Here is a 13,731-nt window from a genome sequence, read left to right as displayed (position 1 = left end):
GGGTCCATGGCTCTGGAACTGCGTCACCTGCGCTATTTGATCGCCGTCGCGGAACACGGCAGCTTCACCCGCGCCGCCGAAGAGCTGCGGATCTCCCAGCCCACCCTGTCCCAGCAGGTGAAGCAGCTGGAACGCACCGTCGGCGTCCAGCTGTTGGACCGGACCGGGCGCGCCGTGCGGCTCACCGACGCCGGCGCGACGTACGTCCACTACGCGCGCGGCGCCCTACGCGACCTGGCCGCGGCCGAGCGCGCCGTCCTGGACCTGGCCGACCTCTCCCGCGGCCATCTGCGCCTCGCGCTGACCCCCACCTTCACGGCGTACCTCGTCGGCCCGCTCGTCGCCGGGTTCCACAGCGCGCACCCCGGCATCACCCTGGAGATCCGGGAAATGCCCCAGGACCGGATCGAAGCCGGGCTGCTCGCCGACGAGCACGAGCTCGGACTCGCCTTCGAGGGGCCGCACCTGCCCGGGATCGCGGCGACCCCGCTGTTCACGGAGACCCTGGGCCTGGTCACCGCCGCCGGCGAGGATCCCGGACCGCTGCCCGTGAGTGACCTCGCGACGCGCCGACTGGCCCTGCTCAGCGGGGACTTCGCCACCCGCGAGCACGTCGACGCCTACCTCGCGGCCCACGGCGTACGGCCGCACATCGCGGTCGAGGCGAACTCCGTGCAGGCCCTCACCGAGATCGTCCGGCGCACCACCCTGGCCACCGTCCTGCCCGACGCCGTCACCCACGACCACCCGTACCTGAGACCCGTACCGCTCGACCCGGCCCTGCCGTCCCGAACGGTCACCCTGCTGCGCCGGGAGAGCGCGTACGAGAGCACCGCGGCCCGCGCCTTCACCGAACTCACCGCGCGCCTGGTCCGCGAACGCGGGTACCGCCCCCCGCTGCGCGCGCACGCGCAGCGGGAGACGGCCGGGAGCGGGGCGGATCACTTGCCGGGGCACTCCTTCCAGGCCAGGTGATAGATGGTGTTGATGCTGCCGTCGGTGGAGTCCATCGTCATGTAGCTGGTCGACGAGGGGGACGAGGTGCCTCTGGTCACGCGGAGCTCGGTGTTGATGTTGAAGTTCCGCTGCACCCCGCACGGCGCCCAGACCAGCTGGGCCCAGTCGGTCACGTCGGTGGCCTGCCAGTTGTCCTCCTGCGGCCCGCTGAAGTTGTGGGTGCGCGCGGCGGTGTCCGGTGAGCCCTGGAAGTAGTACGACGCCTTCTCGGTTGCCTTGGCGCCCGAAGCGAGCGAGGCGTAGCCGCGGTAGTCGGCACTGGCGATCGCGTAGGTGAAGCCGTGGGGCACGTGCACGATCAGGCTGAGCTGGCAGTTCTTGCGCGCCGCGGTGGGCGGGGCGCCGCCGCCGACCTGGGCCAGGTACTGGCTGTAGGTCACCGTGAAGGCGGTGTTGTCCTGGGACACGGCGACCTGCGCGGTGTCCTTGGGACACCCGGATCCGTTGACCGTGGCGACTTCGATCACGATGCGGTCGGGCGGCGGGTTCACGATCGTGGAGGGGGTGGCGTGCGTGGGCAGGGTGGCGGTGAGCAGGGCGCCGATCGCGCCGCTCACGAGGAATCCACCGGACATGTTTCTCCGATCCACTGCTTTCGGTACCGGGCGGCGCGCAGGCGGGCATGCCTGTGTGCCGGTGGGTGGGGGGTGCGGCCGGCCAGAGCGGGGCCGGGTCGTCACAGACCGGTGTGCAGGGTGGAACGGGGCAGGCCCAGGAAGGGGAATCTGGGCATGTCCCTGACAATTCCCGGTCGGTGAAGACCGGGTGCCCGAATCGTAGGAACCCCGGGCGGCCCGGACCAGGGCGATGTCCGGCCAATCGCGCCGCCCGCTCCGGACCGGCCGGATCCGGACGACCGGCCGGGGGCCGAAGAGCGGAATCAGGCCGCGGTCGGCCGGGCCAGCCGTTCGACGCGGGCCACGAACTCCGCCGGATGGAACGGCTTCGCGAGACAGTCGCTCACACCGGCCTCCAGGGCGCGCACCGTGCACTCCGGATCCGCGGGCGGCAGCGCGAGGATCGGCACCCGCCCGTGATCGGGATGCCGGCGGATCTCCTCGAACAGCGCCACCTCGTCCAGGCCCGGCCCGGTGCGCTCACAGATCACCAGGTCGATCGGGCCGGCGCTGCCCAGCAGGGAGACGGTGTTCACGCCCGTACCGCCGTCGACCACGGTGAACCCCCGGGCCACGAGGAGGCGCTCCAGCAGGCCCCGGAGGGTGGTCTCCTTCGCCACGAGGAGGATCCTGCTCGGGGTGTCGCCGCTCATGTCGTTCCTCTTCATCCGCGTGGGGGGTCCCGCAGAGCCTACGAGGCGGGGCGTGTGCACACCCGCTCCGGGGCACCTCATCCGGTAGCTTCGGTCCATGAGCACAGAGCCGCAGAGCTTTGAGATCCTGCTGGTGCCCGGGCACATCGAGAACCTGCGCGGCGAGACCCCCGCGGACCGGGCCTTGCGGTCGGCCACGGTCGAGGCGACCGGTGAGACGGGTGCGTCGGGCTACCCCCGCTACCGCGGACAGGGCGTCGAGGCCGACATCGACCCGAGCACGCGCACGGTCGAGGCCCTGCTGGTCGACGGTGCGGAGCTCGACTACGGGCTGGTCGCCATGATCGCCCCCGAGCGGGGCCGCGGCAAGCACTGAAGGCCCCCCTCAGGCGCGGGATCCGCGCGGGATCCGGACCTCGCAGGGGGGTCCGGGCGACTCGCCGCTCGGGGCCGGCACCGGCCATTTCGCACCCACGCTGCGTACGGTCGCGGTGATGCCCCGTAGCCTCGGAGTGCGGCCGCCCCCGTGCGAAGGGCCGCCGTACACGAGCCACCTCCCTGCCCCGCCCACCCCTGAGCGGAGAACCACAGATGGCACCCACCCTCGCCCTCAAGCCCGGTACCGCCTGGTCCGACGCGTGGCGGCGGTCCCTGGCCACCGCCCCCGAAGCCTTCCGCGACGACCGCGTCCTCAACCTCTGGGCCGGCTCCTGGCAGCCCGACGGCCGCAGCCTGCCCGCCACCAGCCCGGTCGACGGCAGCCCCGTCGCGGGCCCGCCGCGGCTGGACCCCGAGACCGCCGGTGCGGCCGTACGGGCCTGCCTCGACGAGCACCGCGCCTGGCGGCACGTCCCGCTGCCCGAACGCCGGGCACGGGTCACCGCCGCCCTCGACGCCCTCGCCGAACACCGGGAACTGCTCTCGCTCCTGCTCGTCTGGGAGATCGGCAAGCCCTGGCACCTCGCCCAGGCCGATGTGGACCGGGCCGTGGACGGCGTCCGCTGGTACGTGGAGCACATCGAGGCCATGACCGAGGGCCGGTCCCCGCTCGCCGGGCCCGTCTCCAACATCGCGAGCTGGAACTACCCCATGTCCGTACTGGTCCACGCCATGCTCGTACAGGCCCTCGCGGGCAACGCGGTCATCGCCAAGACCCCCACCGACGGAGGGCTCGCCTGCCTCACCCTCGCCGGCGCGCTGATCCGCCGCGAGGGCATCCCCGTCACCCTGGTCAGCGGCAGCGGGGCCGAACTGTCCGAAGCCCTCGTACGCTCCCCGGAGATCGGCTGCGTCTCCTTCGTCGGCGGCCGCGACACCGGAGCACGGATCGCCACCGCCGTCACCGACCTCGGCAAGCGCCACATCCTGGAGCAGGAGGGCCTCAACACCTGGGGCATCTGGGAGCACACCGACTGGTCCGCCTTGACGGCGGTCATCCCCAAGCTCTTCGACTACGGCAAGCAGCGCTGCACCGCCTACCCGCGCTTCGTCGTCCAGCGCACCGCCTTCGACGCCTTCCTCGCCGCCTACCTGCCGGCCGTCTCCGCCATCCGGACCGGCCACCCGCTCGCCGTCGCGCACCCCGAAGACCCGCTGCCCGAGCTGGACTTCGGCCCCCTCATCAACGCCGCCAAGGCCAAGGAGCTCACCGACCACGCCGCCGAGGCGATCGAGCGGGGCGCCGTACCGCTCTACCGCGGCACGCTGGATCCGGCCCGCTTCCTGGAGGGCCAGGACACCTCCGCGTACATGGCCCCGCTCACGCTGCTCAGCCCGCCGGCCTCCTCCCCGCTCTACCACGCCGAACCCTTCGGGCCCGTCGACACGATCGTCCTCGTCGACACCGAGGCGGAGCTGCTCGCCGCGATGAACGCCTCGGGCGGCGCCCTCGTCGCGACCCTGTCCACCGACGATCCGGCCACCTTCGCCCGGCTCGCCCCACAGATCCGGGCCTTCAAACTCGGCCACGGCAAGCCCCGCTCGCGCGGCGACCGCGACGAGCTCTTCGGCGGGTTCGGCGGCTCCTGGCGCGGTGCGTTCGTCGGCGGTGAACTGCTCGTGCACGCCGTCACCGACGGCCGGGACGGAGAACGGCTGCCGGGCAACTTCCCCGAGTACCAGTTGATGCCCTAGGGCGTGTCTTGGGGCCCGCCTCCCCCGGGCGGGGGAGGCGGACGGTACGCGGGGAGGAGGTGGCGGCGGCGTCCCGGCCCGCAGGATGAGGCCATGACCCGAACACCGCGAAAGCAGTTGGTCGCCGCGCTCACCGCCTGTGCCGGAGCGCTCGCCTACACCGTGAGCAAGGTGGACCTCGCGCGGGACGGCGAGCTGGGCATGCCGGGCTTCCCCGCCCCGCCCGAGGCCTACGCCCAGGTCGCCGACGTCACGGCCGCCCAGCTGGGCAATGCCGGCCTCGGCCTGCTCATGGCGGTCGTGTCCCTGCTGCTGGTCCGCCCGCCGGCCGCCCACTGGATGCGGTGGTCCGCGGTCGGCGTCTCCTGGCTGGGCGTCGCGATGGTCGGCGCCGGGGTCATCGGCTTCGGCGCCCGGGCGGCCGGGCTGGCCCCGAGCCTGGGTGACCCGCCTCCCCACATGGCGACGGCCGTCGCGGCGCTGGTGGTCGGCACGCTGTGGGTGGCGGCCTGGTCCGTGGCCGCGGCGGGAGCCACGCGGGCCGCCACGGCCTAGCCCCATCGGACGGGCCCGGCCCGGCCCCGTGGTGCGGGGGCCGGGCCGGGCTTGCTGCGGTCGGGAGCTCAGGCGGGCGTCAGCTCACCTGGAGGGTGACGTCGTCCACGACGAAGGAGGTCTGCAGGGACTGGTCCTCCGTGCCGTTGAACTTCAGGGTGACGGTCTGGCCGGCGAACTGCGAGAGGTCGTAGGACTTCTCCACGTAGCCGGAGTTCGCGTTCAGGTTGGAGAGGGTCTCCAGGGTCTGGCCGGCCACCGAGACGGTGAACCGGTCGTAGACGACGTTCTCGTCCTCGTCCGTGTCGATGTGGAGGAAGAAGCCGAGCCGGTACGTGGAGCAGCCCGACGGGACGGTCAGCGTCTGGGCGGCGCTGTCCGTGTGGGTGGACCCGTACCCGTTCAGCCAGGCCTTGTAGCTGCCGCCGTGCGGGGTCTGGCCGGACTGGTTGGTGATGACACCGGCGGTCGCGCTCCACGGGCTGGAGCCGTTCTCGAAGCCGCCGTTGGCCACGACCTGGCGCGGTGTGCAGGTGCCGCCACCGGTGACGGTGAGCGTGTAGGTGGTGGTGTGGCTGACGGTGCCGGAGCCGGTGATCGTCAGGGTGTAGGTGCCGGGCACGGTGCTCGCGCCGACCTGGACGGACAGCGCCGAGGAGCTGCCGGACTGGACGGACGTCGGGCTGAGCGTCGCGGTGACACCGGCCGGCGCGCCGGAGACGGTGAGCGCGACGGTCTGGGCGGCGCCGCTCACGGTGGCGGTGTTGACCGTGGCGGAGGCCGAACCGCCGGGGGCCGCGCTGCCCGCGGACGGGCTGACGCCGATGGAGAAGTCCTGCGCGGGGGTCTCACCGCCGACCGCCTGCTTCCAGACGGCGTAGGCGACACCGTCGGCGCTGCGGTTCAGCACCGTGGCGTTGATGTTGTTCGTGGTGTCGCAGGAGCTGTGGTAGCAGGAGTCGTAGGCGGCGTTGGCCGTGCCGCCCCACTTGGTGGCCTGCGCCGAGGTCTTGCGGGCGCTGGCGCCGGCAGCGTAGCCGGAGGTGGGGATACCGGCCTGCTGGAAGGAGTAGTCGTCGCTGCGGCCCTGGCCCTCGGTGTTCTCCTCGGGCGCCAGGTTCAGCGAGGTCCAGTACGCCTTCAGCGGGGCGGCGGTGGTGGAGTTGACGTTGTTGATGAAGTAGCCGCCGTTGGTGGAGCCGACCATGTCGAAGTTGTAGTAGCCCTTGATGGCGCTGCGCTGGGCGCTGCTCAGCTGGTTGACGTAGAACTCGGAGCCGTTGAGGCCCTGCTCCTCGTCGGTCCACCAGGCGAAGCGCACGTGCTTGGTCATCGTCGGGTTCTTCTGGGCGAGGACGAGGGCGTTCTCCAGCAGGGTCGCGGAGCCCGAGCCGTTGTCGTTGATGCCGGGGCCGGCCGAGACGCTGTCGAGGTGCGCGCCGAACATGACGGTCTGGTCGGCGGGGCCGCCGGGCCAGTCGGCGATCAGGTTGTTCGACGGGTAGGTGCAGGAGGTGCAGTTCTGCTCGGTGACGGTGTAACCGGCCGCCTGCAGCTTGCCCTTCACGTACGCCAGCGACTGGGTGTAGCCGGCGCTGCCCGCACGGCGGTGGCCGCCGTTCTGGCTCGCGATGGTGTTGAACTGGGTCAGGTGCGCCTGCACGCCGGCGACGTCGATGTCCGGCGGGTCGTTGCCGGGTTGCGTCCCGCCCACGTTGAGCGCGTAGTCGACCGTGTGGGAGAGCGCCGCGCCCTGGCCCTTGACGACGACCGTGGAGGCACCGGGAGCCGCGTTGGCCGTCGCGGTCAGGGTGAGCACCGAGGACTGGCCGGACTGCACGGTGGCCGGGTTGAAGGAGGCGCTCACGCCGGCCGGCAGGCCGGAGGCGGTCAGCGTCACCGACTGCGCGTTGCCCGTGGTGACCGCGGTGCCGACCGTGGTGGTGACGGAACCGCCCTGCTGGACGGTGCCCGAGGAGGGGCTCAGCGACATGGAGAAGTCGTTGTTCTGGCCGCTCGGGGTACAGGTCGGGTCGGCGGTCTGGGCGGGCACGCTGATCGCGTCCCAGGCCCCCTTGGTCTTGTTGAAGAGGTCACAGGTGGCGTCGAGCGACTTGGCGGAACTCAGCGTCGCCGTACGGTACTTCTTGTACGACATGCTGCTGGTCTTGAGCAGCATGCCGCCGTAGAAGATCTTGCCGGCGTTCTGCACGCCCACACCCGTCAGGGTGGTGCCGTTGCAGGTGCTGCTGCTTGGCTTGCCGCCGCCGGGGCTGGTGCCCTCGGCCAGCAGGTAGAACCAGTGGTTCAGGGGACCGGCCGCCGCGTGCACCTCGGTGCCGGGTATCGCGGAGCTGTAGCAGGCCGGGTCGTTGTTGACGGCCGGCGGATTGTACATGTTCCGGATCGGGCCCCGGCCCTGGAGGTTGATGACCTCGCCGACCGTGTAGTCCGGGGTGTCGTACGGGGCCGGCTCGTTGGCGAAGGCCTCGGTCAGTGCGCCGAAGATGTCGCCGGTGGCCTCGCCGAGCCCGGACTCCTGGCCGCTCGTGCCGCCCGGGGTGTTGGAGTCGATGGCGTGCCCGTACTCGTGGGCCACCACGTCGATGCCGGCGATCCACTCGTTGGCGCTGTTGCGCCCGATGGTGACGGAACTGCCGTCCCAGTAGGCGTTGAGGTCGCTCAGGCCCACCTTGGCGGGGAAGCTGCGCCCGTTGCCGCTGACGCCGTTGCGGCCCAGCCACTGGGAGAGCATGTCCCACTGCTTCTGCGCCGCGAACATCAGGTCGACGCAGCCGGTCTCCTTGCTCGTGGGGTTGCCCGTGCCCCAGGAGTCGGAGGACTTCGTGAAGACCGTGCCCGTGCTGTAGTCCGCACAGCTCAGGCCGGTCCGGACCGGGTCGCGCAGTGTGTACGTGGAACCCGAGTTGGTGGTGTCGATGGTGACCGGGCCCGGCCCGTTCCACTTGCTGTTCCCGGTGCCCGCCACCACCTCGTCGTAGCTGTCGACGAAGGCGCCGGTCCGCGCGTCCACGAACACGTGCAGCCTGCTGGGCGCGGTCTTCGTACGGCCGCTCAGCACGGTCTCCCACGCCAGCACCGGCTTGTCGTCCTTGAGGCGGACCACGAGCCGGCTGCTCTCGACCTTGTCGACCGAGGCCAGTTTCGCCCGCGAGGCGGACTCGGCGTCCTTCGCGGACACCGACGCCCGGGTGGAGATGTCGATGCGCACGGAGGAGGCGGACTGGAGGGCGCGCACCTTTCCGGTGCCGTCCGCGAGCACGACCGCGTCGCCGCCGACGACCGGCAGGCCGCGGTAACTGCGCTCGTAGGAGACGGAGTAGAGGTCCTTCACCCAGGGGGTGACGAGACGCCGTTCGTACTGTTCCTGGGAGGAGTTGACCAGGGAGTCCAGGCCGCTGTCGACGGCCTGGTCGGCGGCCGCGACCGCACGTGCGGCCGGTGTGTCCTTCTGGGACGGGGAGGGCTGCGCCTGCTGCGCAGCCGATGCCGTCCCGGCCAGAGCGCCGGCAAGGCTCGCGGTCAGCGCCATCGCTGCCACGGCCGCCGTCCATCTGCTGGGATGCAACGTCCACTCCGATCGTGGGGGGTCGGGGATGAGTGTCGTTCGCGGCCGAGTATGAGCGTGAACATGACGAGATTGGGACATCTCGGGGGACATAAGGTCCGCGTTATGGTGCCGTGGCGGCCCGGCTCGTACGCTGCCCGGATGCAGCTGGAGTTGAGGCATCTGCAAGCCGTCTGCCGGATAGCGGAGGCGGGCAGCCTGGGGGGTGCGGCGCGGCGGCTCGGAGTGTCCCAGCCTGCGCTTTCCGCCCAGTTGCGCCGCATCGAACGGGTCACCGGGGGCGAGCTCTTCGTACGGGGCCGCAGCGGGGTGGAACCGACGGCACTGGGCCAGTTCGTGCTGGCGAAGGCGCGTCGCGTACTCAGCGAGATGGACGCCCTGGGCGCGCAGGCGCGCGCCATGTCGACCGGCGGCCCGCTACGGCTGGGCTGCATCATGCTCGTGCTGCTCGACGGCCTCCTCGCCCAGACCGACCTGTCCATGTCAGGCCGGGAGATAGCCGTGGACCTGGAGGATTCGGTCACCGTGCTGGCGCGGATGCTCGGCGCCGGACGCTACGACGCCATCGTGTACGGGGAGGTCAACGGCCACGAGGTGCCGCTGCCGGAGGGAACCCTGGCCAGGACGCTGATCCCGAAGGAGCCATTCTGCATCCGGCTGTCCGCCGGGCACCCCCTCGCGGGTCTGGACCGCATCGAACTGGCCGACCTGGCCGGGGAGTCGTGGATGACCCTGGTGGAGGACGACGACGGCGGCCCCGAGGCGCTCGTCACCGCCTGCGCGAAGGCCGGATTCAGCCCCTCACTGCGCTACCGGATCACCGACCGCAAGATGCAGCACGACCTGATCGCCGCGGGACGCGCGGTCGCGCTCAGCCAGCCGACGGCCCCGTCCGGGGAGGGCACGGTGATGCGCCCGCTCGTCGGCACCCCCATCATCGGCCGCATCCGCCTCGCGTGGAGCCGCGCGGCGCTCTCGGCCGGGCAGGCGGAACTGCTCTACCGGGCCGCGGCCCGCGCCTACCTGGCCAATGTGGACAACAACCCCTTCCACAAGGAGTGGTGGGACGCCCACCCCGAGGTGCATCCGACCCTCGACTGACGGGCCGGGCAGGGGTCAGCTCCGGCGGTGGGCCGTCAGCAGCAGGTACTCCCACTCCATGACCCCGTCCACCGTGTGCTCGGCGGCGAGGGCGTCCAGCGCCGCGTCCAGCTCGGCGACCCGCTCCGGATCGCCGGCGACGGCACGGTAGACGGCCACGGTGGGCCCGTAGCAGGCCTTGAAGAACTCCCGGAAGTCCGTGGGCCCCGTGAAGCGGTCCACGCGTACCGTCCGGCGGTGCGCGTCCACGTCGGTGACCGCGTCGCCGAGCAGCTCGTGCACGTGTTCCTCGTCCCCCCACAGTGGGGGCGGCTGGGCCCCGGGCGGTGGCGGGGGAGCGTACGGCTTCATCGTGGCGAACATCCGGCCCACGAAGCCCTGCGGGGTCCAGTTGATCAGCCCGACCGTGCCGCCGGCCCGGCAGACGCGCAGCATCTCCTCGGCGGCGGGCCGGTGGTGCGGGGCGAACATGATGCCGACGCAGGACATCACGACATCGAACTCGCCGTCGGCGAAGGGCAGGTGCTCGGCGTCGGCCTCCCGCCACTCCAGGGTGGCCCCGCGTACGGCGGCCAGATGCCGGCCGATCTCCAGCAGCTCGGGGGTGAGGTCGGACGCCACCACGTCGGCTCCGGCCAGGGCGGCCGGAATGGCGGCGTTGCCCGAGCCCGCCGCGATGTCGAGCACCCGGTCGCCGCGCTGGACGCCGCACTCCTTCACGAGCACGGCCCCCAGCTCCGGAATGACGTGGGAGGCCACCGACTGGTAGTCGCCCAGCGCCCACATCGCGCGGTGCCGGGCCTTCAGAGTGCGGTCCGCCTGGGCCGCATCGCTCGCCTCGGTCATGACAGCCGTCCTCCAGGGCTCGGAGCAGCCCCTTCTCCGAGCATAGGTACGTTTCGCGGACCCGGCCCGTCGGCGGCCCCAGGGCTGCCCGCCGGTTCAGTCGCGGGAAGCCAGGCGGCCGAAGTCGCGCGTGAAGCCCTCGCGGAAGCCGGGCCGCTCCAGCGCCCGCTCGAAGGCGAGCGCGGCCCGGGCGAGCGCGGCCTCGTTCTCCTGGGCGGTGGCGAGTTCGGCGAGGTACGCGCGCAGGCTCAGTCCGCGGTCCGCGGCGAGTACGGCGAGGCGGTCGTGCACATCGGTGTCGACCTCGACGGTGGTGGTGTCGGCCATGCTCCGAGTATGCGCGCCCGGTGACCGGGCGGGGGCCCGTTCGGCGCAGGACCGGCGGCGGTCCGGCGGGCTCACGGGGCGCAGGTGTTGACCGTGCCGGTCCCGGGCCCCGCCGCAGCCGCCGTGCGGCTCGCGGGCGGGGCGACCCGAGCCCGAAGTGACGGCCTCAGGCCCGGACGTGGCCGGAGAGCCAGGGCGTGAGCAAGGGGCCCCCGACGCTCTCCCGGTACGTCTCGTCGCCGGGCAACGGGACGGAGAGCCAGTAGCCCGGCGGGAAGAACCGTCCCTTCACGAAGGCCAGTCCGCCGTAGACGGACCTCAGGAACGCGGGGACTGAGTCCCGGGGGACGTCGTCGAACTCCACCCCGTCGACGGTCTTCGCGTCGTCCTCGGGGAAGATCCGCACGCTGACGGCCGGGCTGCCGCCCAGTTCCACGAACGCCTCGTGGGGCAGGGAACCGTCGGGGTCGACGACGGCGAACAGAGGCGCGGAGGTCCGCCGCGACGTCTGGTCGGCGCCGATGTCGTCGGTGACGGACATGGCCAGCCGGTACTCGGCCGCGATGGCCCGAATCGCCGCGACGGCCGACTCGGTGGTCGGCAAGGAGGGATGCGTCATGATCCAGATCATGCCGCACGGCCGTGTCGTTTCCGGATCTGGAATGCGGCTCGCCGCCGTCTCCGCTCTGACGGTGGCCGAGAGAGAGGTGGCGGTGTGCACACCGTGCCCTGGGTACACGTCGTTCCGGAGCAAGGCGCTCTGCCAGTCGATCTGTTGCTGCCCGACACCGGCAGGACGTACGCAGTGCGCCTTGACGGCCGTGAGATGCGGGACACGGACGCGGTCTTCCTGCACTTCTACGACCGACTGAAGCTGCCGGACCACTTCGGATGGAACTGGAACGCCCTCCTCGACTGCCTGCGTGATCTCAACTGGCTCGTGCCCGCGGACGGCTGCGTACTCGTCGTCGAGGCTGCGGACGAGATGCTGCCGGACGATGCCGACACCCGGCGACTGCTCTTCAGGACCCTTCTGCGGGCAGGCCGGCGATGGTCCTTCACACGTCGGTCCGACGGTCTCGACCTGAGCAGGCTCGTGATCGTCATGTCCTGCGCGGCAGCATCCGTTACGGACCTGCGGGAACAACTGCGCCTGTGCTGGGACGAGACGGTCCCGTCATTCACGGGCATCGAGGAAGGGGCTCCGTGACGCTCGTCATCGAACTTCGGCGTGGGATGTCCACGGCTCGGACACGCCGGAATCCCGGGCCGCGTGCGGCGGCGGGGATGCTGGAACGCATCATCGTCGATGGCGCGCGCAGGGCGGCGATCGAGCGGCTCGACCACTCCGGGCTGTCCACCCTTGCCTGCGTGGACCCGTACGGGGACACCACGCTCCGCGGTGAAGCAGTGGCCCGGATGGTGCGGGAACTGGAGGGTTCGGACCTCGCCCGCTTGCACGGCGCGGAACGCGGGATCATGGCCACGCTGCTGGCTTGGGGCCTGCGATGCCGTCGGGAGACGGACCTGAGGATCGCCTTCCCGGGCGACTGACCGGGCCTCGGTCCGGGCCTCGGTCCGGGGTGTCCGTGCGGGGGCGACGTCGTCATCCCGCCAGGGAGTTCCCCGGCGCCAGGACTGCGGCGATCCGGGCGGCGATGGTCTGCGCCGTGTTGTTCTCGGGGGCTTTGGGGCCGACCGTGGTGGACACCGCGATGGCCAGGTGCTCGCTCGGCAGGTACGCCTGGATGGCCGCGTAGCCCGCGAAGGACGGGTTCGACTGGATCCAGCCGTTCTGGACGATCACGCCGTAGCCGAAGTGCCGGGCCGGCAGCTGGCGGAAGCAGTCCTTGGGCGCACAGCCGGGGGTGTTGCCGCCCAGGCCCACCGTGCCCGGGTCGAGCTGCACCTTGAAACTCTGCGGCGAGAGGAGCTCACCCGTACCCACGACCTCGGCCGAGCGGGCCAGATCGCAGATGTGGGTGTTCAGGACCGCGCCGGGGGCGGTGGTCCAGGAGGGGTTCCAATAGGTGGACTCCTCGTACATGCCGCGCTCCGAGTCGAAGGAGTGCAGGACGGGCTCCTCGATCTGGGGCGTGAAGCTGTTGAGGGTGTTGTCCAGCCCGGCGGGCCCCGTGATCTGCTGCTCCATCACCTTGGCCAGCGGCATGCCGGAGATCTTCTCCAGGGCCTGCCCGAGGAGCACGAAGTTCGCGTGGGAGTAGCTCCAGCTCGTCCCCGGCTCGTACAGCAGGGGGTGGGAGGCGGAGATGCCCACGAGCTCGTCGGGGGTCCACTGGCGGAACGGGTCGGCGTACAGGGCCGCGAGGAACTTCGGGTCGGGCACGTAGTCGCGCAGCCCCGAGGTGGAGGCGCCGAGCATGCGCAGGGTGATCTTGTCGGCGTGCGGCGCGTCGGGCAGCCAGCGCGAGATCGGATCGTCCAGGCCGGCCTTGCCGTCCTCGACGAGTTGCAGCATGGCGATGCCCATGTAGACGATGGCCACCGAACCGGCCCGGAAGTGCATGTCCGCCGTGGCCGGGACACCCGTCATCGACTCGCCGAGTGCGCCCGTGACGACCTCGTGCCCGTCGCGCGTGACCCGCAGTACGACGGCGTTCAGGTCCAGCTCCTTCTGCGCCGCCTTGGCGATGTCCATGATCTGCTTCGCCTCGCCGCCCGAGGGCTGGGGGGACGCCACGCACGACGCCGGTGCGGACCCCGCCCCGGTCGCCGCCCACGCGCCGCCCGCCGGCAGGACCGTGCCGAGCAGCGCGGTGGCGCACAGCAGCGCCGTCCGGGCACGGCCCGGGTGCGCGGTCCCCACTCCGGTCATGGCGATCTCCTGCCGCGAAGAGCCCCTCGGGACAAGGCCCACCCTTCGATGGAACGC

General features: G+C 71.7%; 14 protein-coding genes. 7 read left to right on the top strand and 7 right to left on the bottom strand.

Annotated elements, in window-relative coordinates:
- Positions 1–6: 6 nt before the first annotated feature.
- Positions 7–975 (top strand): transcriptional regulator CynR, encoded by a 969-nt coding sequence (cynR, locus tag KO717_RS00910; protein WP_301363786.1) that lies wholly within the window; start codon positions 7–9, stop codon positions 973–975.
- Here cynR and KO717_RS00905 read toward each other — a convergent pair.
- Both KO717_RS00905 and KO717_RS00900 read right to left on the bottom strand, forming a co-directional pair.
- The gene (locus tag KO717_RS00905; RefSeq protein WP_301363785.1) at positions 942–1,592 is read right to left on the bottom strand and encodes a DUF4360 domain-containing protein; all 651 of its coding nucleotides are present in this window, start codon (positions 1,590–1,592) and stop codon (positions 942–944) included. The two genes, cynR and KO717_RS00905, sit on opposite strands and share 34 nt — an antisense overlap.
- A 305-nt stretch (positions 1,593–1,897) precedes the next feature.
- Positions 1,898–2,287: a response regulator gene (locus KO717_RS00900; RefSeq protein ID WP_301363784.1), complete on the bottom strand. Its 390-nt coding sequence runs from the start codon at positions 2,285–2,287 to the stop codon at positions 1,898–1,900.
- Between the two features lie 97 nt (positions 2,288–2,384).
- Here KO717_RS00900 and KO717_RS00895 point away from each other — a divergent pair, with 97 nt between their 5' ends.
- From KO717_RS00895 to KO717_RS00885, 3 genes are all read left to right on the top strand, one after another.
- Positions 2,385–2,663, top strand: a complete 279-nt coding sequence (locus KO717_RS00895; protein WP_301363782.1) for a hypothetical protein — start codon at positions 2,385–2,387, stop codon at positions 2,661–2,663.
- A gap of 215 nt (positions 2,664–2,878) precedes the next feature.
- Positions 2,879–4,420 carry an aldehyde dehydrogenase family protein gene (locus tag KO717_RS00890; RefSeq protein ID WP_301363781.1) on the top strand — a complete coding sequence of 514 codons (1,542 nt, stop codon included), beginning with the start codon at positions 2,879–2,881 and terminating at the stop codon, positions 4,418–4,420.
- Between the two features lie 93 nt (positions 4,421–4,513).
- Positions 4,514–4,975 carry a hypothetical protein gene (locus KO717_RS00885; RefSeq protein WP_301363780.1) on the top strand — a complete coding sequence of 154 codons (462 nt, stop codon included), beginning with the start codon at positions 4,514–4,516 and terminating at the stop codon, positions 4,973–4,975.
- Between the two features lie 79 nt (positions 4,976–5,054).
- On the opposite strand, the gene KO717_RS00880 is transcribed toward KO717_RS00885, so the two are convergent.
- Positions 5,055–8,528 (bottom strand): M28 family peptidase, encoded by a 3,474-nt coding sequence (locus KO717_RS00880; protein ID WP_301374329.1) that lies wholly within the window; start codon positions 8,526–8,528, stop codon positions 5,055–5,057.
- 177 nt (positions 8,529–8,705) lie between these two features.
- On the opposite strand from KO717_RS00880, the gene KO717_RS00875 reads away from it, so the two are divergent.
- The gene (locus tag KO717_RS00875; RefSeq protein ID WP_301363779.1) at positions 8,706–9,665 is read left to right on the top strand and encodes a LysR family transcriptional regulator; all 960 of its coding nucleotides are present in this window, start codon (positions 8,706–8,708) and stop codon (positions 9,663–9,665) included.
- A 15-nt stretch (positions 9,666–9,680) separates the two neighbouring features.
- On the opposite strand, the gene KO717_RS00870 is transcribed toward KO717_RS00875, so the two are convergent.
- From KO717_RS00870 to KO717_RS00860, 3 genes are all read right to left on the bottom strand, one after another.
- The gene (locus KO717_RS00870) at positions 9,681–10,511 is read right to left on the bottom strand and encodes a class I SAM-dependent methyltransferase (RefSeq protein WP_301363778.1); all 831 of its coding nucleotides are present in this window, start codon (positions 10,509–10,511) and stop codon (positions 9,681–9,683) included.
- Between the two features lie 96 nt (positions 10,512–10,607).
- On the bottom strand, positions 10,608–10,838 hold the full coding sequence (locus KO717_RS00865; RefSeq protein WP_301363776.1) for an antitoxin MazE7: 231 nt from the start codon (positions 10,836–10,838) through the stop codon (positions 10,608–10,610).
- 166 nt (positions 10,839–11,004) lie between these two features.
- On the bottom strand, positions 11,005–11,457 hold the full coding sequence (locus KO717_RS00860; protein ID WP_301363775.1) for a hypothetical protein: 453 nt from the start codon (positions 11,455–11,457) through the stop codon (positions 11,005–11,007).
- Positions 11,458–11,643: 186 nt separating this feature from the next.
- On the opposite strand from KO717_RS00860, the gene KO717_RS00855 reads away from it, so the two are divergent.
- Together KO717_RS00855 and KO717_RS00850 are read left to right on the top strand one after the other, a co-directional pair.
- Positions 11,644–12,048: a barstar family protein gene (locus KO717_RS00855; protein ID WP_301363774.1), complete on the top strand. Its 405-nt coding sequence runs from the start codon at positions 11,644–11,646 to the stop codon at positions 12,046–12,048.
- Positions 12,045–12,392 carry a hypothetical protein gene (locus tag KO717_RS00850; protein ID WP_301363773.1) on the top strand — a complete coding sequence of 116 codons (348 nt, stop codon included), beginning with the start codon at positions 12,045–12,047 and terminating at the stop codon, positions 12,390–12,392. The genes KO717_RS00855 and KO717_RS00850 overlap by 4 nt, the downstream gene beginning before the upstream one ends.
- 52 nt (positions 12,393–12,444) lie before the next feature.
- Here KO717_RS00850 and KO717_RS00845 read toward each other — a convergent pair whose 3' ends face one another.
- Positions 12,445–13,674, bottom strand: a complete 1,230-nt coding sequence (locus KO717_RS00845; RefSeq protein WP_301363772.1) for a serine hydrolase domain-containing protein — start codon at positions 13,672–13,674, stop codon at positions 12,445–12,447.
- Between the last annotated feature and the right edge of the window lie 57 nt (positions 13,675–13,731).

The organism is Streptomyces xanthophaeus (assembly GCF_030440515.1).
GTDB classification, from domain to species: Bacteria; Actinomycetota; Actinomycetes; order Streptomycetales; family Streptomycetaceae; genus Streptomyces; species Streptomyces kutzneri.
Note: the sequence above shows the minus strand (reverse complement) of the source record. Positions and strands in the feature narration are given on the sequence as shown.

Excerpts from the sequence above, each read along its gene's own strand:
- KO717_RS00895 (WP_301363782.1), top strand. The coding sequence starts at position 2,385 with ATGAGCACAGAGCCGCAGAGCTTTGAGATCCTGCTGGTGCCCGGGCAC.
- KO717_RS00905 (WP_301363785.1), bottom strand. The coding sequence starts at position 1,592 with ATGTCCGGTGGATTCCTCGTGAGCGGCGCGATCGGCGCCCTGCTCACC.
- KO717_RS00890 (WP_301363781.1), top strand. The coding sequence starts at position 2,879 with ATGGCACCCACCCTCGCCCTCAAGCCCGGTACCGCCTGGTCCGACGCG.
- KO717_RS00845 (WP_301363772.1), bottom strand. The coding sequence starts at position 13,674 with ATGACCGGAGTGGGGACCGCGCACCCGGGCCGTGCCCGGACGGCGCTG.
- KO717_RS00885 (WP_301363780.1), top strand. The coding sequence starts at position 4,514 with ATGACCCGAACACCGCGAAAGCAGTTGGTCGCCGCGCTCACCGCCTGT.
- KO717_RS00880 (WP_301374329.1), bottom strand. The coding sequence starts at position 8,528 with ATGGCGCTGACCGCGAGCCTTGCCGGCGCTCTGGCCGGGACGGCATCG.
- KO717_RS00865 (WP_301363776.1), bottom strand. The coding sequence starts at position 10,838 with ATGGCCGACACCACCACCGTCGAGGTCGACACCGATGTGCACGACCGC.
- KO717_RS00860 (WP_301363775.1), bottom strand. The coding sequence starts at position 11,457 with ATGACGCATCCCTCCTTGCCGACCACCGAGTCGGCCGTCGCGGCGATT.
- KO717_RS00870 (WP_301363778.1), bottom strand. The coding sequence starts at position 10,511 with ATGACCGAGGCGAGCGATGCGGCCCAGGCGGACCGCACTCTGAAGGCC.
- cynR (WP_301363786.1), top strand. The coding sequence starts at position 7 with ATGGCTCTGGAACTGCGTCACCTGCGCTATTTGATCGCCGTCGCGGAA.
- KO717_RS00900 (WP_301363784.1), bottom strand. The coding sequence starts at position 2,287 with ATGAGCGGCGACACCCCGAGCAGGATCCTCCTCGTGGCGAAGGAGACC.
- KO717_RS00875 (WP_301363779.1), top strand. The coding sequence starts at position 8,706 with ATGCAGCTGGAGTTGAGGCATCTGCAAGCCGTCTGCCGGATAGCGGAG.